The following is an 18,482-nucleotide window of genomic DNA, read 5'->3' as shown; positions in this document are numbered from 1 at the left end:
TTTATTTTATCTCAATATTTTAAAGTGTTATAAAAACTAACAAATTTTTTAAGAATGTTATAAAAAAATAAAACCCGATAACTATGATGTTATCGGGTTTGTTTTATGAAATAAGCTATGATTAGTTTTCCATGTAAGCTTCAATAGGAGCACAGCTGCAAACTAAATTTCTGTCGCCATAAGCATCGTCAACGCGACGAACAGATGGCCAGAATTTATTGTCAGCAATATACTCTAATGGGTAAGCCGCTTTTTCTCTAGTATAAGGGAAATCCCAATTGTCTGTAGTTAACATTGCCAATGTGTGAGGTGCATTTTTCAATACATTGTTTTTGTCATCAGCTGTTGCAACTTCAATTTCTTTTCTAATTGAGATAAGAGCATCACAAAAACGATCTAGTTCTGCCAAATCTTCAGATTCAGTTGGTTCAATCATTAAAGTTCCTGCTACTGGGAAAGAAACCGTAGGAGCGTGGAAACCGTAATCCATCAAACGTTTTGCGATATCACCAACTTCGATTCCGTTTTCTTTAAATGAACGACAATCTAAAATCATTTCGTGAGCCGCTCTACCACATTCTCCTGTATAAAGAATTGGGTAGTGTCCTTCGAAACGAGCTTTCATATAGTTAGCATTCAAGATCGCATGTTCAGTAGCGCTTTTTAATCCGTCAGCCCCCATCATTGTGATGTAGCCGTAAGAAATTAAACATACTAAAGCAGATCCGTAAGGTGCAGATGAAATAGCTGTAATCGCTTGTTCACCGCCCACTTTTAAGATTGGGTTTGTTGGTAAGAACGGAACTAATTTTTCGTTCACACAAATTGGTCCAACTCCAGGTCCGCCGCCGCCGTGAGGAATAGCGAATGTTTTGTGTAAGTTTAAGTGGCAAACGTCAGCACCAATTGTAGCTGGGTTAGTTAAACCAACCTGAGCATTCATATTAGCACCATCCATATATACTAATCCGCCGTTTTCGTGGATTAATTTTGTGATTTCAATGATCGAAGATTCGTAAACTCCGTGAGTAGAAGGATACGTTACCATTAAACAAGATAAATCATCTTTATGTTCAATCGCTTTTTCTCTTAAATCTTCTACATCAATATTTCCTTCTGGTGTAGTTTTAGTAACGATAATTTTCATTCCAGCCATAGCCGCAGAAGCAGGATTTGTTCCGTGAGCCGATGAAGGAATTAAACATACATTACGGTGCCCTTCGTTTCTTGACATATGGTAAGCACGAATAGCCATCAATCCTGCATATTCTCCCTGTGCTCCAGAGTTTGGCTGTAATGTTGTTCCAGCAAAACCTGTAATTACATTTAGTTGCTGCTCTAATTTTTTAAGCATTGTGATGTAACCTTCAGCTTGCTCTACTGGTGCAAACGGGTGAATGCTGTTCCAGTTTGGCATTGAAAGAGGCAACATTTCAGAAGCTGCGTTTAATTTCATTGTACAAGAACCTAATGAAATCATCGAGTGATTCAATGATAAATCTTTACGCTCTAATTTTTTGATGTAACGCATTAACTGACTTTCTGAATGATGATTGTTGAATACATCATGTGTTAAGAAAGAAGATGTTCTTTCTAATGAAGCAGGTAATTGACTAGCTTCAGTTAATTTAGAAACTGTAATAGTTTCTTTTCCTAAAGCTTCAGCAAAAATGGCAATAATTTGGTTGATGTCGGCAATTGAAGTTGTTTCGTTGAACGAAATAGAAATCGTATCAGCATCAGGATAGAAGAAGTTTACTTCGTTTTTCTCTGCTACAGCTTTTACTTTTTGAGCATCTGCCTTCACAGAAATAGTATCAAAGTAAGCCGTGTTCGTTTGGTAAACTCCTAATTTATTTAAAGCTTCAGCAGTAGTAACTGCCGATGCGTGAACTTTGTTTGCAATGTATTTTAACCCTTCTGGTCCGTGGTAAACTGCGTACATTCCAGCCATAACCGCTAGTAAAACCTGAGCTGTACAGATGTTAGAAGTCGCTTTTTCACGTTTAATGTGCTGCTCACGAGTTCCTAAAGCCATACGTAAAGCACGATTTCCGTTTGTATCAACAGAAACTCCAATGATACGACCCGGCATAGATCGTTTGTATTCGTCTTTAGTTGCAAAAAATGCAGCGTGAGGACCACCGTAACCCATTGGTACCCCAAAACGTTGTGTAGTTCCAACAACAACTGCAGCTCCCATTTCTCCTGGAGAAGTTAAAGCAGCAAGTGATAAAATATCAGCAGCAAAGGCAACTTTAATTTCGTTTTCTTTTGCTTTAGCAACAAAAGCACTGTAATCGTTTACCTGACCATATTTTCCAGGGTATTGTAAAATAGCTCCGAAAAATTCATTTGAAAAATCAAACGTTTCGTGGTTTCCAACAACTAATTCAATTCCAATTGGAGTTGAACGAGTTTGAAGTACTGATAAAGTCTGTGGTAAGATTTCTTCAGAAACGAAGAATTTATTTGTATTGTTTTTCTTTTGATCACGAGTACGAACGTCAAATAATAACGCCATAGCTTCAGCAGCAGCAGTTCCTTCATCAAGTAAAGAAGCGTTTGCAATTTCCATTCCTGTTAATTCGATTACAGTAGTTTGGAAATTTAAAATTGCTTCAAGACGACCTTGTGCAATTTCTGCCTGATAGGGTGTATAGGCAGTATACCATCCTGGGTTTTCGAAAATATTTCTCTGAATCGGTGCCGGAACAATAGTTGGGTGATAACCCAAACCGATATACGATTTGAATACTTTATTTTTCTTTCCTAATTCCTGAATATGATTTGCAAATTCATATTCTGTCATTGCAGGATCTAAATTCAAAGGTGCTTTTAAACGAATATCGTCCGGAAGGGTTTCGTAAACAAGTTGCTCAATTGAGTCAACTCCAATTGTTTTCAGCATATGCTGAAGATCGGTTTCTCTTGGACCAATGTGTCTTAAAGCAAAAGCATCTGTTTTCATGTAGCTATCTAATGTTTTTAATTGATGTGTTCGTGCACCATTTTGCTGTACGAATCACATTTAAAAGTAAATGTGTTGTTTTTTTGTCGCGCAAAATTAAGTATTATTAATAATTTAATAGGTATTTTTAACTTCATTTTTTATCAAATTTCTAATCAAAGACTTGGTTTGTTAATAAAATATTAGATTTGAGGTATGATAGTATCAAAACGCTTCCTAGATTTTTACCTGAATAGCAGTATTCATGTGGCTTTGTCATGTTATGCACTTGTACGAATAACGTTTCATGTGTTTCATATTCAATATGATGAGCCGATGGCGCTTTTTGTTTTTTTTGGAACAATTGTAGGATATAATTTCGTAAAATATGATGCTTTGGTTCGAGTAAAGAAAAATCCAATTGGAAATCAATTAAAGATTATTGCTTTTTTGAGTCTCATTTCGGTGGTTTTAGTAGGCTATTATTTTTTCCATTTACAGCGAATTACACAAATTGTTTCGGTAGGGATTTTTGCGATAACCGCGCTTTATACTTTGCCTTTTTTTCCAAACAGAAAAAACGCTCGAAATTGGGCAGGAGTAAAAATTTATATTGTAGCGCTTTGCTGGGTTGGCGCGACTTTGGTTTTGCCGCTAATTAATGCCGGAATTTCGTTTACAACAGACTTCTTTATAAAATGTATACAGCGTTTTATTTTAGTTTTTGTTTTGATTTTGGTTTTCGAAATAATTGATCTGGCAAATGATGATCCGCATCTTCAAACTGTACCGCAGACTATTGGAGTGAAATGGACAAAATATTTAGGGTTACTTCTTTTAGTGCCATTTTGTTCTTTGGAGCTTCTTATTTCAACATTTAATGTTCATGATCTTTTCATTAGCTTGGTAATGGTAATTACTTTGATGATGTTTATTGTTTTTGCCAATCCAAATCGTTCCAAATATTATACCTCTTTTTGGGTCGAAAGCGTGCCGATTTTTTGGTGGCTGATGGTGATTTTTCTATAAAAAAAACCGAAGCAGCAGCATCGGTTTTGATTGGATTTAGTTTATTTAGTTTTTTGTTCGGCTAAAGCCTTATTCAATTCAGCCTTAGCTTCATTTAATTTTTTTCTTTTCTTGTCGATCTTTTCTTTGCTTTCTTTGTCTTTTATGGCTTCATTTAAATCAGCAGTTCTTTCATTAACTTTTTGCTGTTTTTCTTTTACTTTTTTGTCAAGATCATTATTGACTGTTTTGGTGGTGCAATTTTTCTTGGTTTGAGAGATTGCATCTTGAACTCCTTTAATCTGATTTTGATTTCCAGCTTTTTTAGCTGCAGCTAATTTTATGTTTAATTCACATAATTTTCTTTCGCATCCTTTTAAATCTTTGCAGTTGCTTTGCGCAAATCCTATAAAAGAAAAAGTAAATAGGAGGGTTGATAGTATAATTTTTAATTTCATATTTTAATTTTTTTTTGTTCTCTTTAAGATTTATTTTATCTAAAAGTAGGAAATTTATTTTAAATAGATTTTTCTGAAACTTCTTTTAAAACTTTATTTCGTTCCAAAAGAAAATTAATAAGATGCTTTTTAAGAAGTAAAAAATCGAATAGTTTTCCTAAAATTCCAAACGGCGTTTCATATTGTAGTTTATCTGTCATGATTGTAATGCCGTTTTCTTCTTCAAAAAAATGTTCATGTTTAAAAAACTTGAAATTACCTTCTTCCATTTCATCCACAAAATAATCGTAGAAATTCATTGTCGGAATCCTGCTTTTGTGTGTGAGATAAAAGCCAAAATGTCTGCCTCGCCAAGTTACGGTTTCATTTAGGTTTATTAATCCAGTTGTTACGCCGGCAATTGCTTTTTCTTTTGATGCACTTGCCGATTGTTGATGCACATCGATATTTCGTGAGACATCAAAAACGATTTGTTTTGGAGCTTTTATTTTTGTTGTTAGGTTTATTGTTGTCATTTAATGTAGAATATTTTTTTGCATTTTTGTTATCTCTCCTTCGTCGAGATGACAAAAATGAGTGCGCTTTAGTGCAATAAATCTCGAAAAGTATCATCAATATTCCCAAACTTAAATCGAAATCCATTTTCTAAAAGACGTTTCGGAATTACGTTTCTACTTTTCAAAATTAACTCGGGTTCTGTTTGAATAAAAAATGCTCCAATTTCAAGAAAGAATTTATTCAATGGAATTCCAAAAGGAAAGCCAACTGCTTTTCTCAATTTTTGCATAAATAGTGCATTTCGAATTGGCTCTGGAGAAACGATATTTATAATTCCAGAAATTTCTTTTTCAACAATGAACGCAGCGGCATTGGCAAAATCGTCTTCATGAATCCAGCTTACAAATTGATTTCCCTTTCCCTGTTTTCCTCCAAAACCAGTTTTTGCCAAATTTTTTAACGGAATTAAAGCACCTCCATTTTTTCCTAAAACAATTGAAGTTCTCAAAGCTGTTTTCATCGTCTTTGGCGTTTCAGTTTTAAAGAATGCTTTTTCCCAAGAAAGCGCCACATTTATAGAAAAATCATTTCCAATTTCGCCGTCAACTTCATTCATTTGTTTGTCAAGAGAAAAACGATAAATAGTTGCCGTTGATGAATTAAGCCAATGTTTTGGCGGGTTTTTACAGTTTAAAACGGCTTTGTTTAATATTTTGGTACTTTCAATTCTTGATAAAAGAATTTCTTTTTTATTTTCTTTTGTATAACGGCAATCAACCGATTTTCCAGCAAGATTAATTAAAACTGCTGCATTTTCTAATTCGCTTTCCCAACCTGAAAAAGTTCTGGCATTCCAGTTTACATATTTTATTCCGTCAAGTGTCTGCGATTTTCCCCGGGTTAGAATTACAATTTCTTCAAATTTATTTTTGAAATGATTGACTAAAACTTGTCCAAGAAAACCTGTTCCAGCTGCAATTATGAGTTTTTTCATTTGAGTTTTTTTTTATAGCCACGAATCACACGAATTTTCACGAATTTAAAAATGAATAAAGGCATTTTGAGAATTAATTCGTGAAAATTCGTGTGATTCGTGGCAAACTATTTTAAGCTTTAAAAACCAATCTTTCTTCTCTTTGAGCTTCTTTTGCTTTTCTTTTTCCTCTAAAAAAGAAATATAAATTGAAGAATAACATGATGCCAAGGTAAATAGAAAATCCGCCGATTTTATAACTTAAATTTTCAATTAATTCTTGATAACTGTTGCTGTACAATTGCAATTTTAAAATCATTAATGCAAAACCAATATTTAAAAGATAAAAACCAGTTTCAAAAAGCTTGTTGGTTGCCTGCGCAATATCTTCACGACCTTTAAATATATCCAGCATAAAGATTTTTCCGTTTTTGAAAAGAGTTTTAGAAACATAATAGGTAAGAAATAAAGCAACTGGTAAATAAATTCCGTAACCGATTAAGATTTTTGTAGTTTCCATGATATTTGAATTTAGTTGTTATTTGATTAATTTATGAATGTACTTCGTTAGAATTATAATGTTGAGATAATGTAAAGCCGATATGATAAATATGATAACGGCTGTTTTTATGCCAATAATTTCTATTAATTGAGTTGATGATGTAATTTTCTTCCAAGAAATTAGCGTCATGGCACAATACCCAATATTTAAAAGGTAATATCCTAAAAGCAAAATCTGATTGATTTTTTGACAAATGTCGGCATGGTTTGGAATTAGCTCTAAAACAAAAACATTTCCGTTTTTATAACAGATTTTCCCCACTTTTAGGATAATGAAAATCGTAATGCTGAGGTAAATAAAATACCCTGTAATATTAAAGTTCATAATTGCCGATTTAAAAATTATTAGTCGAGAAACTATTATGTCATTTTTTATAAAACATCTACTGATTCTAATTTTCTTTTATTCATAACAGTAATTTTTGATCCTTTGGCTAAGAAAATTGATGATGGTTTTATGTTTTGAAGAAATCCAAAATCACTTCCATAAGTTTTTTTAAAATCAATTTCAATATTATGATCTAAAACTTCAAATTGTTCCCATCTTGGATGTTGAACCTCATATTCAAAAGTGGTTTTAGTATTGATTTTTGTGTAACCGAAGTAATGTTCTGTAATGAATTCTGCTTCAGAATCAATCTCAATTTCTATTGGATTCTTTTTAGTTTCTATTTGAATTGTATTCCATTTTTTGTCGCTTTTCCATTCATAAATAAAAGTATTGGTGTTTTCATCTTCAATAATTTTATGTCTCATTTTTTGAGTTTCGTAATGTTCCTGATACAACGTATTGGCAATAAAAGTGATCGCTTTTTTAGGAACAATTTCTTTAATAAAAACTACACCACGTTTCCATTCGCCATTTTCAAATCTTTTTACATAGAATCTCAAATTCACTTCTTCGAAATTGATGTGAAAGGGAATTTTAAATCCTAGAACTTTCGTGTTTTTAAACATAAACCCCACTAAGCTTACATAACATTTGTCGTTCCAAATATCAATCTCAGTTCCTGCGGGAAGATATTTTTCTAGTATTTGAGCATCAACCTCATAATTGAAAAGAGCTAAGTTTTTCCATTCTGCTTTTAAGAAGTTCATTTGTTTGCTTTTTTATAGATTAATATTGAAAGATAAAATGCCAGTATAATTGGTGTTCCGATTTCGAAATACGTTTTAAAATCATGAGATGAAATTGGATTTATGCAAATCATAACAAAATAGAAAACAACTCCTATGATGTACAATTGAAGGTATTTATTTTGAGGTTCGTTAAATAACATATACCCGCTCACGACAACTTGAAATAATCCCGTAGCTATTATGAACAATAAACCGAACACTGTTAAATCAATAATTTTTAAGAAAGCCAATAGAAAAATGACTGCTGGTATTCCAACAAGAAAAGAATTGATATAATTAATAGTTTTCATAGTTATTGATTTTTTTAAACTTTCAGAAAAAAATGAAAGTTTCGATTAAATTTTTTTACTTCATCATTTTTATAACCAATTTTCCCAACCAGTTATCATTAAATTCAGTCATTTTGTCTAACATGTTGTCTGCTTTTAAAACGAAATCGTACAATTTAGAAGTTTGATCAACAAAGTGTTTTTCTTCTTCAGAATCTTTTGCTTCAATTGTCGAAACTTCTTTTAAGATTTTAAGAGTAGGTTTGATTTCTCTTTTGCTTCTTTCTCTGGAAATTTTTACTGCTAATTCGTCTAAATCTTTTTCTGCAGTGAAAAATTCTTTTCTTTCGCCGGCTTTGTATTCTTTATAGACAATTCCCCAATCCATTAAACCTCTAAGGTTCATGCTGGCATTTCCTCTAGAAATTTGCAATTCTTCCATAATGTCTTCCATAGAAACAGGTTCGTTCGAAACCATTAATAAAGCGTGGATTTGTGCCATCGTTTTATTAATTCCCCATTGAGAACCTAATGCTCCCCAGGTTTGTACAAACTTATTTTTTGCTTCTTTGAATTCCATGACTCAAATGTAAACAAAAGTTTTTAAACTTTCAAAAATAATTGAAAGTTATTTAACGAATTGTAAAGTTATGTTAATTCAAGCCTTGAAATTTTTGATTAAATAATGATACAGCTATTTTTGTAAAAATCATATTTATGGAATTATACTACACTTTTTCAGTACTTATCGTACTAGCTTCTTTCTTCGCCTATTTAAATTTAAGATTTTTAAAACTTCCGGGAACGATCGGAATCATGATTATTGCCATGTTAGTTTCGGTTGGAATTCGCCTTTTAGGAGATTCTTATTTTCCTGCTACAACAAAGCATTTTTTTGAATTAATAAAGGAATTTGATTTCAACGAAATCCTAATGGGAGCGATGTTGAATTTTCTGTTGTTTGCGGGTGCACTTCACGTAAACATGTCAGATCTGAAAGAACAAAAAGTTCCTATTATGATTTATTCTACAGTGAGTGTAGTTTTATCAGCATTAATTATTTCTACACTGCTTTATTACATAGCGCCATTTTTAGGAATAAATATTCCGTACATATTTTGTTTAGTTTTTGGGACTTTAATCTCTCCTACAGATCCAATTGTGGTTTTGGGAGTTTTAAAAGAAGCTAAAGTGCCTAAAAGGATAGAGACTAAAATTGTTGGAGAATCATTGTTTAACGATGGTGTTGCGGTGGTAATGTTTGCTGTAGTTTTAAAAATGGCAACTGATCCTACATTTGATGCTACTTTTGGCTCAATTTCATGGTTATTTATTAAAGAAGGAATAGGCGGACTTTTATTAGGAGCAGTTTTCGGATTTACTGCATCTAAGGTTATGAAGAGGATTGATGATTATAAAGTTTCGGTTTTGATTACGCTTTCTATCGTAATGGGAGGTTTTTTGATTGCGCAAAGTTTACACGTTTCAAGTCCTTTGGCAATGGTAGTTGCGGGATTAATTATTGGTAATTACGGTAAAAAAGTCGCAATGAGCGAAGAAACCAAAGATTATTTGGAGAAGTTTTGGGAGCTTATTGATGAAATCCTGAATGCTATTTTGTTTTTATTTATTGGTTTTGAATTGTTATTGCTGCCAGATTTAAACAAACAATTGCTGACTGGTTTTGTGGCTATTTTTATAGTGCTTTTTTCAAGATTAACAGCGATAGTTCTGCCTTGGAAATTCTTTGATATATTTAAGTTCTTCGGAATCAGATCGGCTTACAACAAAGGTTCTCTGATAGTTTTAGTTTGGGGAGGAATTCGAGGCGGAGTTTCTATCGCTTTAGTCCTTTCTATGCCTGAAGGAGAATATAAAAACCTTTTACTTGAAATAACTTATATCGTGGTATTGTTTTCAATTGTTGTTCAAGGACTGACGGTTGGGAAATTAGCAAAGAGAGTTTTGGAGAAAGAGTAAAGATTTAGAAATAGATAAAAGAGCAAAGAAACAAGATTTCTGCTCTTTGTCTTTAAAATTTATAACTGAAAACCCGAAACAGAAATGTTTCGGGTTTTCTTTATCGTTTATCTTCTTTCGAATAATTAGATTCTCCGTTAATATTAATTTCTCCGCCTAAAAAACGAGGTTCTCTATTTCTGAAAACATCAAAAAAGGATTTGAAAATTGAACCATATTCTCTAAATGTCACATATTTATACCCTAAATATTCTCCTTTGTTCGCAGAATATCCAACTGATTTAATTCCTAGTTTTTGTCCGATGTAAATCGCACGATTCAAATGATATTCCTGCGAAATTAAAGTTGCTTTTTTGATTTTGAAAATGTGTTTGGCGCGATACATTGTAGAATACGTATCGAAACCGGCATAATCAATAAATATTTTTGTTGTGTCAACTCCGTGATTAAAACAGTAGTTTTTCATAACCGTTAATTCGTCATATTCGTCACGGCCATTGTCTCCAGAAAGTAAAATTTTATTAATACGCTTGGCTTTCCAAAGCATAATTCCTGCGTCTAAACGATCTTTTAAATATTTGCTTGGCTGATCTCCATTAATTCCTGCGCCAAAAATAATTCCAACATCATTTTTAGGAAACCTTTTAATCGAATAATAAATATTTTTTCTGGTTGAAGATTTTACGTAATAATTTACAGAGATAATTGCTATTAGTCCAATAACTGCAAGATAAAGTGCTATTTTAAAATATTTTTTCACGGCTTGTATTTGTAAGATTAAGATTTAAAAACACGAAGATACTTAAAGTAAAACCAAATAAAAAACCGAAGTATTTCTACTTCGGTTTCAAAATTTAATTCTCTAAGAAGCTTAGCAACTTAGGAGCTTTATAACAATCCTGCTCTTTTTAATAAAGCTTCAGGTTTTGGTTCTTGCCCTCTAAAACGTTTGTATAAAGTCATCGGATGTTCTGTTCCTCCTTTTGAAAGGACATTGTCTTTGAATTTCTTAGCTACTTCTTCGTTGAAAATTCCTTTTTCTTGGAAATATTCAAAAGCATCAGCATCTAAAACTTCTGCCCATTTGTAGCTGTAATATCCAGAAGAATATCCGCCCTGAAAAATATGAGAAAACGCCGTACTCATAGCATTTTCTTTTACATCTGGATACAATTGTGTATTTGCAAATTGTTCCGTTTCGAAAGCTTTTAAGTCAGTAATATTAGTTGGGTCTTGCCCGTGCCAAGCCATATCTAACAATCCAAAACTTAATTGGCGCAATGTTGCCAAACCTTCTTGGAAACTGGCACTTTCTTTGATTTTCTGCACATATTCAATCGGAATAATTTCTCCCGTTTCATAATGATTTGCGAACAAAGCCAAAGCTTCCGGCTCGTAACACCAGTTTTCCATAATCTGACTTGGTAATTCTACAAAATCCCAGTAAACAGAAGTTCCTGATAAACTTGGGTAAACCGTATCAGCCAGCATTCCGTGTAAACCGTGACCGAACTCGTGGAATAAAGTTGTGACTTCATTAAAAGTTAATAATGAAGGTTTTGTTTCTGTTGGTTTTGTAAAGTTGCAAACGTTCGAAATATGCGGTCTTTCGTTTACGCCGTCTTTTACATATTGCGATTTGAATGAAGTCATCCACGCACCATTTCTTTTTCCTTTTCTTGGGAAGAAATCAGCGTAGAAAATAGAAACCAAATTGTTTTCGGCATCTTTTACTTCGTAAGTTGTAACTTCTTCGTGGTATTTATCGATATCAAAAACTTCCGTAAAAGTTAAACCGTATAATTTTTTGGCAACTGTAAAAGCACCGTCTAAAACTTTTTCTAATTGAAAATAAGGTTTCAGTTTTTCATCGTCTAAATTAAAAAGCTGTTGTTTTAATTTTTCAGAATAATACGCACCGTCCCATTTTTCAAGTTGTTCGATTCCGTCTAATTCTTTTGCAAAAGCAGTTAATTCAGCAAATTCTTTTTGAGCTGCCGGTTTTGCTTTTGCCAATAAATCATTTAAAAAAGAAAAAACTTTCTCTGGACTTTCGGCCATTCTTTCTTCTAGAACAAAATGTGCGTGCGTTTTGTAACCTAGTAAATTAGCTCTTTCAAAACGCAGTTTAGCAATTTTTAAAACATTTTCCTGATTGTCGAATTCGTTATTTTGAAATGCTTTTGCTCCAAACGCAATTGCCATTTTTTTACGCAATTCACGATTGTCAGCATAAGTTAAAAATGGAACATAACTTGGGTGATCTAATGTGAAAATCCAGCCTTCTTTTTCTTGATTTTTGGCTAATAATCTTGCTGCTTCAATTGTTCCTTCCGGTAAACCAGATAAATCTTTTTCATCTGTTAAATGTAATTCAAAAGCATTCGTTTCTGCCAAAACATTTTCGCCAAATTGTAAACTCAATTTTGATAATTCTTTGTCAATTTCTCTCAATTGGTCTTTCTTGTCTTCAGGCAAATTGGCTCCGTTTCTAGAAAAGCTTTTGTATTTTTTGTCTAAAAGAGTTATTTGCTCTGGGTTTAGATTCAAACTTTCTTTTTGATCGTAAACGGTTTTTATTTTAGCAAATAAAGCTGCATTTAGCGTAATGTCATTTCCAAATTCAGATAATAAAGGCGAAACTTCTTGTGCAATTTTTTGCATTTCGTCATTCGTTTCAGCCGAATTTAAGTTGAAGAAAATACTAGAAAGACGATCTAAAATGTCACCCGAAAAGTCCATAGCAACAACAGTATTTTCAAAAGTCGGCGCATCTGGATTGTTTACGATTGCATCAATTTCGGCTTTAGCTAAAGCAATTCCTTCGTTGAACGCGGGAACATAATCTTCGATTTTAATTTGCGAAAAAGGTGCGGTATTATGTTTGGTATTGAAATATTGTGTTAATACGCTCATAAGTAGAGTTTTTTTAAAGTAGTCAGTGGTCAGTTTTTTAGTATTCAGTAGTTGTCTTTATGAGAACTAAACACTAAAAAACTGACCACTGATTACTAAATTTATTTATTAAGACCTTCAGCTGCTTTATTAACCGCAGCTTTCAATTCTTCTTTATAAGAAATAATAGTGTCTAAAACTTTTTTATCGTGACTTCCGATGATTTGTGCGGCTAAGATTCCTGCATTCTTTGCTCCGTTTAAAGCTACAGTTGCAACAGGAACTCCGCCCGGCATTTGCAGAATCGATAAAACTGAATCCCATCCATCAATCGAATTGCTTGATTTTACAGGAACTCCAATTACAGGAAGCGGCGACATTGAAGCTACCATTCCAGGTAAATGTGCTGCACCGCCTGCGCCGGCAATAATTACAGAAATTCCGCGAGTATGTGCGTTTTTACTGAAATCGAACAATTTTTCCGGTGTTCTGTGTGCCGAAACGATATCAACTTCAACTTCAACATTAAATTGTTTTAATATATCGATTGCATCCTGCATAACTGGCATGTCTGAGATGCTTCCCATTATAATAGCTACTTTGCTCATGTTTTTTGTTTTGTTTCAGGTTTAAAGTTTCAAGTTGTTGGAAACTGAAAACTATTTTTATTTTGTTGGTTTATGATCTTAATTTAAGCAGAATTGTATAAATCAGAAATAAAACGAAAATTATTAATGCTAAGAAAGATAGAACAAGAATTATAAATAGAATAAAACTTTTGATTCTTTCTCCCGTGTATTCATATTTATCTGTAAATTTTTCAAAATGAATTTTAAACAAATTTGATTTGTCGTCTAAATTCAAAAGATTTATTACTATTTCTACAAGATCCATTAAAACTGATAAATTCGTTTATTTTTGCTTTAAGTTTGTCAACTGCAATTGCAACTAAAAACTGACCACTAAAAATTATTGACCACTGATCACTTTAATAGTGTTCTTAACTTCCTCTGCAATTCGTCTTGCTTCCGCCATATCTTCATTTACAATAGTAACGTGACCCATTTTTCTGAACGGACGTGTTTGTTTTTTACCGTAAATGTGCGGGGTAACGCCATCCCATCCTAAAATGGTTTCGATGTTTTCGTAAACAACATCTCCAGAAAATCCTTCGGCGCCTACTAGATTTACCATAATTCCGGCAACTTTGCTATCTGTGTTTCCTAGCGGAAGATCTAAAATAGCACGTAAATGATTTTCGAATTGTGAAGTATAACTTGCTTCGATTGAATAATGCCCAGAATTATGTGGACGCGGAGCAACTTCATTAACCAAAATTTCGTCATCTTGAGTCTGGAACATCTCAACAGCCAAAAGTCCAACGTGGTTGAAGTTTTTAGACACATTCAAAGCAATTGCTCTTGCTTTTTCGGCTACTTTATCATCAATTCTTGCTGGGCAGATTACGTATTCAACTTGGTTTGCTTCTGGATGAAATTCCATTTCTACAACCGGATAGGTTTTTATTTCTCCTGATGGATTTCTTACCACAATTACCGCCAATTCATTTTTAAACGGAACCATAGTTTCTGCAATACATTCGACATTTGGAAGATTATCTAAATCAGAAACCTGACGAATAACTTTTACACCATTTCCGTCGTAACCAAATTCAGTACATTTCCATACAAACGGTAATTGCAGATTGCTGATTTTAGATTTTAGATTTTCAAGATTTTCAAATCTTTCAAATGGGGCAGTTGGGATATTATTTTTAGCGTAAAATTCTTTTTGAACGCCTTTATTCTGAATTCCTTTTAGAGTTTTTGGCGAAGGATAAATTTTTAAACCTTCATTCTCTAATTGTGTCAATGCTTCAAGATTGACTAATTCGATTTCAAAAGTAAGAACATCGACTTGTTTTCCGAAGTTGTAAACGGTTTCATAATCCATTAAATCGCCTTGAAAGAATTTGTTGCAGGCAATTTTACTCGGCGCTTCGTCGCTTGGATCAAGAATGTAAGTTTGTATGTCAAATTTTCTGGTGTCAAACAAAAGCATTTTGCCTAATTGTCCTCCGCCTAAGATTCCTAATTTAAAATCAGAAGAAAAATAATTCATTTTGTGTTGTGTTTTTGCAAAGATACCTTTTAATCTTTTTTTAGCCAAAATTTAGTTTTTTGCCACAGATTAAAAAGATTAGAATGATTTTTTTCACCACGAATTACACGAATTTTCACTAATTAATTTTGGAAATTGAGTTAAATAAAAATTCGCAGAAATTGGTGTAATTACTTCGCCTGTTCAATATCACACGGGTCATGGCAAAAAGATAGAAACGGAAAATCTATTTAATCTTTTTAATCTGTGGCTAAAAAAACTATTCAATTTTTTTTAAAACTTCTCGAGCAACAGCTTTGTAAGCTGCGGAATGATCTCCGTAATCTTTGTTTAAAATAATTTGAAGTTCGGGATGAATCCAGTCGTAATGATTTCCCAGAACATATAAAGTTCGTATTGAATATGCTTTTGCAGCTACTTTTACATCATTTATCAGCCAGTCGAAACTTGCTTCTATACAATCCTGCAGATTTTCTTCGGACATAAGAATGCTGTTTTCATCTTTTTTATAATGTGATTTTACCAAAAGCTGTGTCACTTTTGCAATTGGCCGAATGGAACTTTCATCTTTAAGGACTTTTAAATTTGAACAGAAAAAATCAAGATGAGGTTGAAGCCAAAGCAGCTCTTCATAAGACACAAATTCTAGAATCCAACAGGCTTTGTGATTGTTTTTGTCTTCGGGTGTAAAACAAATAGAAACTAATTCGTTAAAAAATTGAGGACTTTCAAGAATGAACTGAGCGCACTTTAAGCGATTTTCTCTATGAGCCGTAACATAATCCAGTTTTTCTTGCAGTTCGGAAAGCATTTTTTTGAATTTGATTTAAAAATACAAATTTAGGCTCAATTTTCGGTTCTCAAATTCGAAATCTGTATCTTTGTCCATTATTTTAAATTTAAAAATAATGATACAACTTCACGATAAACAATTTGTTCCGTTTATTTCGGCTAAAGAAATTGATTTTGCTTTGACTAAATTAGCTGCGCAGGTAGAAGATGATTTTGGAGATGATACTCCAATTTTTATTGGAGTTTTGAATGGCGCTTTTATGGTGGTAGCCGATTTTTTGAAAAAATATAAAAAACCTTGCGAGGTTTCGTTCATTAAAATGGCTTCTTATGAGGGAACTGAAACAACAAATTCGGTTAAAGAATTAATCGGAATCAATCAGGATTTGACTGGCAGAAGTGTTGTTGTTATTGAGGATATTATCGATACAGGAAATACTCTGGAAGAATTAAAACATTTGTTTAAAGCACAAAATGTAAAACATTTTAAAGTGGCAACTTTGTTCTTTAAGCCAGAAGCTTATAAAAAAGATATAAAAATAGATTATATCGGAATCAGAATTCCGAATAAATTTATTGTAGGTTACGGATTGGACTATGATGGTTTAGGACGAAATCTTGGCGAAGTTTACAAATTAGCAGAATAATTTTAAAGACACACAACTATATATTCATTTTAAACTTCTTCGAAAATTAAGAAGTCACACAACTCACACGTATTATGATTAACATTGTTTTATTTGGAAAGCCGGGAGCAGGAAAAGGAACTCAGGCAGAATTTTTAAAAGAAAAATACAATTTAACACATCTTTCGACTGGAGATATTTTTCGTTTTAATTTAAAAAATGATACAGACCTAGGTAAAAAAGCAAGAGTATTTATGGACAATGGAGAATTAGTTCCTTGCGAAGTAACTACTGCAATGTTAATAGATGAAGTAAACAAACATCCTAATACAGCAGGATTTTTGTTCGACGGTTACCCAAGAACAATTGATCAAGCTGAGGCTTTAGATAAATTTTTACCAACAATTGGCTCAAGCGTAACGGCGACAATTGCTTTAGAGGCTGACGATGAGATTTTGGTAGCACGTTTACTTGAAAGAGGAAAAACAAGCGGAAGAGCAGATGATCAGGACGAAGAAAAAATTCGTGTAAGATATCAGGAGTACAATGAAAAAACAGCTCCATTAATTGGTTATTATAAAGAACAAAATAAATTCCACGCCGTAAATGGTATTGGAACTATTGAAGAAATTACAGAGCGCTTAACGTCAGTTATAGATAATTTGTAGAAGCTTTCCGAAATTTTGGGACTAGCTGACGATTTATCCCGACAGCGATTGGGACACTAAAAAAACTATTTTTCTTTTTCATAAAACGAGCTTCTCCCGACGCTTTGGGAGTCGATTGTTTTCTGGCGGGAAAAATTAGTTTTTTTAGCTTCGAGCTAAAAGAATACTAAGATTACAGTAAAATTTAAATAACCAAACAAGTAACGAATCTACTAAACATTGGAAATACTAATAATATTTTTTCTAATACTATTAAACGGAGTTTTCTCGATGTCAGAAATTGCATTGATTTCGGCTAGAAAAAACAGACTGGAAACGGCAGCGAAAAAAGGGAACAATAGTGCCAAAATTGCGCTGGATCTGGCTAATTCTCCAAATAAGTTTTTATCAACGGTACAAATCGGAATTACCTTAATTGGAATTTTGACGGGTATTTACAGCGGTGATAAAATCACAATGGACGTAGAAGTATTTGTAAGCGGATTTGAAGTTTTAAAACCTTATGCTCATTCTATAGCAGTTGGAATTGTAGTTGTTGTTTTAACTTTTTTCTCTCTTGTTTTGGGGGAGTTATTGCCAAAACGTATTGGATTAAATTATCCAGAGGCGATTGCAAAAATGGTTGCGATGCCAATGAAAATAGTTTCTATTATAACGGCACCTTTTATTTGGCTCTTAACAACGTCTACTGATTTTTTACTGAATGTTTTACAGATAAAACCAACGGCTGACGGAAAAGTTACGGAAGAAGAAATTAAGGCAATTATAAAAGAAGGAACAGAGGTTGGAGAAGTTCAGGAGATTGAACAAGATATTGTGGAGCGTGTTTTTCATATTGGAGACAGAAAAGTAAGTTCTTTAATGACACACCGAAAATCTGTTGATATGCTGCCATTGAATGCAGATAAAATCAAAGTTAAAGAGTTGGTAGTTCAGGATTTACATGCTGTTTATCCAGTGTACAATGAGAATTATGATGATATTGCTGGAGTTGTTACTTTGAAAAATATTTTTGCCAATATTGAAAAGGATAATTTCGATTTGCGAGCTATAATGACAGATGCGCCATATTTAATGGAGCAAACTACTGCTTACAAAGCATTAGAGAATTTTAAAAAGACAGGAGTTCACTACGCTTTAGTTTCAGATGAATACGGAGTTTTTCAAGGATTGATTACTTTGAATGATATTTTGGAAGCTTTAGTTGGTGATGCATCAGAGTTTTATAAAGATGAGTTTCAGCTTATAGAGAGAGAAGATGGTTCATGGCTGGTTGACGGACATTATTCATTGCATGACTTTTTAACTTATTTTGAATTGGATGAGTTAACAAATGATTACGAAGTAAATACGGTAAGCGGGATGATTATGACTGAGCTTTCTCATATTCCAAAAGAAGGAGAGAAACTGATTTGGCAGAAATTTGTCTTAGAGGTTATCGATATGGATGGGGTAAAGATTGATAAAGTGCTTGTAAAAACGCTTAAAGAGTAAAGAGAATTTGTTTCATGTTTAAAGTTTAAAGTTTCAAGTTGGCGTAGCG

Annotated in this window: 19 protein-coding genes; 5 read left to right on the top strand and 14 right to left on the bottom strand. The window is 33.0% G+C overall.

Annotation, left to right across the window (positions count from 1 at the left end; genetic code table 11):
- Positions 1 to 121: 121 nt before the first annotated feature.
- Entirely contained in the window at positions 122 to 2,971 is a 2,850-nt protein-coding gene (gene gcvP / locus ACHRVL_RS22015; RefSeq protein ID WP_395415416.1) for an aminomethyl-transferring glycine dehydrogenase, read from the bottom strand.
- Positions 2,972 to 3,166: 195 nt separating this feature from the next.
- Here gcvP and ACHRVL_RS22010 point away from each other — a divergent pair, with 195 nt between their 5' ends.
- Positions 3,167 to 3,979, top strand: a complete 813-nt coding sequence (locus ACHRVL_RS22010; protein ID WP_395415415.1) for a hypothetical protein — start codon at positions 3,167 to 3,169, stop codon at positions 3,977 to 3,979.
- Between the two features lie 41 nt (positions 3,980 to 4,020).
- Here the strand turns inward: ACHRVL_RS22010 and ACHRVL_RS22005 are convergent, their stop codons facing one another.
- The 8 genes from ACHRVL_RS22005 to ACHRVL_RS21970 all read right to left on the bottom strand — a co-directional run bounded on the left by ACHRVL_RS22005 (position 4,021) and on the right by ACHRVL_RS21970 (position 8,437).
- Positions 4,021 to 4,416: a DUF1090 family protein gene (locus tag ACHRVL_RS22005; RefSeq protein ID WP_129054183.1), complete on the bottom strand. Its 396-nt coding sequence runs from the start codon at positions 4,414 to 4,416 to the stop codon at positions 4,021 to 4,023.
- Positions 4,417 to 4,475: 59 nt separating this feature from the next.
- Positions 4,476 to 4,931 (bottom strand): cell division protein, encoded by a 456-nt coding sequence (locus ACHRVL_RS22000; RefSeq protein ID WP_395415414.1) that lies wholly within the window; start codon positions 4,929 to 4,931, stop codon positions 4,476 to 4,478.
- A 68-nt stretch (positions 4,932 to 4,999) separates the two neighbouring features.
- A complete protein-coding gene (locus tag ACHRVL_RS21995) occupies positions 5,000 to 5,908 on the bottom strand; it encodes a TIGR01777 family oxidoreductase (protein ID WP_395415413.1) in 909 nt (302 codons plus the stop codon).
- Positions 5,909 to 6,020: 112 nt separating this feature from the next.
- Positions 6,021 to 6,407 carry a hypothetical protein gene (locus ACHRVL_RS21990; protein WP_089055356.1) on the bottom strand — a complete coding sequence of 129 codons (387 nt, stop codon included), beginning with the start codon at positions 6,405 to 6,407 and terminating at the stop codon, positions 6,021 to 6,023.
- Between the two features lie 18 nt (positions 6,408 to 6,425).
- Positions 6,426 to 6,773 carry a hypothetical protein gene (locus tag ACHRVL_RS21985; protein WP_395415412.1) on the bottom strand — a complete coding sequence of 116 codons (348 nt, stop codon included), beginning with the start codon at positions 6,771 to 6,773 and terminating at the stop codon, positions 6,426 to 6,428.
- Between the two features lie 47 nt (positions 6,774 to 6,820).
- Positions 6,821 to 7,546, bottom strand: coding sequence for a YqjF family protein (locus tag ACHRVL_RS21980; RefSeq protein WP_395415411.1), 726 nt, complete (start codon positions 7,544 to 7,546; stop codon positions 6,821 to 6,823).
- Positions 7,543 to 7,878: a hypothetical protein gene (locus ACHRVL_RS21975; protein WP_395415410.1), complete on the bottom strand. Its 336-nt coding sequence runs from the start codon at positions 7,876 to 7,878 to the stop codon at positions 7,543 to 7,545. Before ACHRVL_RS21975 ends, ACHRVL_RS21980 begins: the two co-directional genes overlap by 4 nt.
- Positions 7,879 to 7,933: 55 nt before the next feature.
- Positions 7,934 to 8,437 (bottom strand): GbsR/MarR family transcriptional regulator, encoded by a 504-nt coding sequence (locus tag ACHRVL_RS21970; RefSeq protein ID WP_395415409.1) that lies wholly within the window; start codon positions 8,435 to 8,437, stop codon positions 7,934 to 7,936.
- A gap of 137 nt (positions 8,438 to 8,574) precedes the next feature.
- Between ACHRVL_RS21970 and ACHRVL_RS21965 the strand changes: the two genes are divergently transcribed.
- Positions 8,575 to 9,837, top strand: a complete 1,263-nt coding sequence (locus ACHRVL_RS21965) for a cation:proton antiporter (RefSeq protein ID WP_395415408.1) — start codon at positions 8,575 to 8,577, stop codon at positions 9,835 to 9,837.
- A gap of 100 nt (positions 9,838 to 9,937) precedes the next feature.
- Here ACHRVL_RS21965 and ACHRVL_RS21960 read toward each other — a convergent pair whose 3' ends face one another.
- The 5 genes from ACHRVL_RS21960 to ACHRVL_RS21940 form a co-directional block, all read right to left on the bottom strand.
- Positions 9,938 to 10,597, bottom strand: coding sequence for a vancomycin high temperature exclusion protein (locus ACHRVL_RS21960; RefSeq protein WP_395415407.1), 660 nt, complete (start codon positions 10,595 to 10,597; stop codon positions 9,938 to 9,940).
- Between the two features lie 128 nt (positions 10,598 to 10,725).
- A complete protein-coding gene (locus ACHRVL_RS21955) occupies positions 10,726 to 12,753 on the bottom strand; it encodes a M3 family metallopeptidase (protein WP_395415406.1) in 2,028 nt (675 codons plus the stop codon).
- Positions 12,754 to 12,854: 101 nt separating this feature from the next.
- On the bottom strand, positions 12,855 to 13,340 hold the full coding sequence (gene purE / locus ACHRVL_RS21950) for a 5-(carboxyamino)imidazole ribonucleotide mutase (RefSeq protein ID WP_068843754.1): 486 nt from the start codon (positions 13,338 to 13,340) through the stop codon (positions 12,855 to 12,857).
- Between the two features lie 361 nt (positions 13,341 to 13,701).
- A complete protein-coding gene (locus ACHRVL_RS21945; protein ID WP_395415405.1) occupies positions 13,702 to 14,853 on the bottom strand; it encodes a 5-(carboxyamino)imidazole ribonucleotide synthase in 1,152 nt (383 codons plus the stop codon).
- 259 nt (positions 14,854 to 15,112) lie between these two features.
- The gene (locus ACHRVL_RS21940) at positions 15,113 to 15,664 is read right to left on the bottom strand and encodes a hypothetical protein (RefSeq protein WP_089055346.1); all 552 of its coding nucleotides are present in this window, start codon (positions 15,662 to 15,664) and stop codon (positions 15,113 to 15,115) included.
- Between the two features lie 97 nt (positions 15,665 to 15,761).
- Here ACHRVL_RS21940 and hpt point away from each other — a divergent pair, with 97 nt between their 5' ends.
- From hpt to ACHRVL_RS21925, 3 genes are all read left to right on the top strand, one after another.
- Positions 15,762 to 16,292, top strand: coding sequence for a hypoxanthine phosphoribosyltransferase (gene hpt / locus ACHRVL_RS21935; protein ID WP_089055345.1), 531 nt, complete (start codon positions 15,762 to 15,764; stop codon positions 16,290 to 16,292).
- 74 nt (positions 16,293 to 16,366) lie between these two features.
- Positions 16,367 to 16,939 (top strand): adenylate kinase, encoded by a 573-nt coding sequence (locus ACHRVL_RS21930; RefSeq protein WP_089055344.1) that lies wholly within the window; start codon positions 16,367 to 16,369, stop codon positions 16,937 to 16,939.
- A 219-nt stretch (positions 16,940 to 17,158) separates the two neighbouring features.
- Positions 17,159 to 18,433, top strand: coding sequence for a hemolysin family protein (locus tag ACHRVL_RS21925; protein WP_089055343.1), 1,275 nt, complete (start codon positions 17,159 to 17,161; stop codon positions 18,431 to 18,433).
- Positions 18,434 to 18,482: the final 49 nt, after the last annotated feature.

The sequence above is a fragment of the Flavobacterium sp. FlaQc-28 genome (genome assembly GCF_044007415.1).
Taxonomy (GTDB): Bacteria; Bacteroidota; Bacteroidia; order Flavobacteriales; family Flavobacteriaceae; genus Flavobacterium.
The sequence above is the reverse complement of the archived record's forward strand: the minus strand, read 5'-3'. Positions and strand labels throughout refer to the sequence as shown.

Coding starts and splice junctions, on each gene's coding strand:
- ACHRVL_RS21940 (WP_089055346.1), bottom strand. CDS start 15,664: ATGCTTTCCGAACTGCAAGAAAAACTGGATTATGTTACGGCTCATAGA.
- hpt (WP_089055345.1), top strand. CDS start 15,762: ATGATACAACTTCACGATAAACAATTTGTTCCGTTTATTTCGGCTAAA.
- ACHRVL_RS21955 (WP_395415406.1), bottom strand. CDS start 12,753: ATGAGCGTATTAACACAATATTTCAATACCAAACATAATACCGCACCT.
- gcvP (WP_395415416.1), bottom strand. CDS start 2,971: ATGAAAACAGATGCTTTTGCTTTAAGACACATTGGTCCAAGAGAAACC.
- ACHRVL_RS21945 (WP_395415405.1), bottom strand. CDS start 14,853: ATGAATTATTTTTCTTCTGATTTTAAATTAGGAATCTTAGGCGGAGGA.
- ACHRVL_RS21985 (WP_395415412.1), bottom strand. CDS start 6,773: ATGAACTTTAATATTACAGGGTATTTTATTTACCTCAGCATTACGATT.
- ACHRVL_RS22000 (WP_395415414.1), bottom strand. CDS start 4,931: ATGACAACAATAAACCTAACAACAAAAATAAAAGCTCCAAAACAAATC.
- ACHRVL_RS21980 (WP_395415411.1), bottom strand. CDS start 7,546: ATGAACTTCTTAAAAGCAGAATGGAAAAACTTAGCTCTTTTCAATTAT.
- ACHRVL_RS22010 (WP_395415415.1), top strand. CDS start 3,167: ATGATAGTATCAAAACGCTTCCTAGATTTTTACCTGAATAGCAGTATT.
- purE (WP_068843754.1), bottom strand. CDS start 13,340: ATGAGCAAAGTAGCTATTATAATGGGAAGCATCTCAGACATGCCAGTT.
- ACHRVL_RS21975 (WP_395415410.1), bottom strand. CDS start 7,878: ATGAAAACTATTAATTATATCAATTCTTTTCTTGTTGGAATACCAGCA.
- ACHRVL_RS21995 (WP_395415413.1), bottom strand. CDS start 5,908: ATGAAAAAACTCATAATTGCAGCTGGAACAGGTTTTCTTGGACAAGTT.
- ACHRVL_RS22005 (WP_129054183.1), bottom strand. CDS start 4,416: ATGAAATTAAAAATTATACTATCAACCCTCCTATTTACTTTTTCTTTT.
- ACHRVL_RS21970 (WP_395415409.1), bottom strand. CDS start 8,437: ATGGAATTCAAAGAAGCAAAAAATAAGTTTGTACAAACCTGGGGAGCA.
- ACHRVL_RS21990 (WP_089055356.1), bottom strand. CDS start 6,407: ATGGAAACTACAAAAATCTTAATCGGTTACGGAATTTATTTACCAGTT.
- ACHRVL_RS21965 (WP_395415408.1), top strand. CDS start 8,575: ATGGAATTATACTACACTTTTTCAGTACTTATCGTACTAGCTTCTTTC.
- ACHRVL_RS21930 (WP_089055344.1), top strand. CDS start 16,367: ATGATTAACATTGTTTTATTTGGAAAGCCGGGAGCAGGAAAAGGAACT.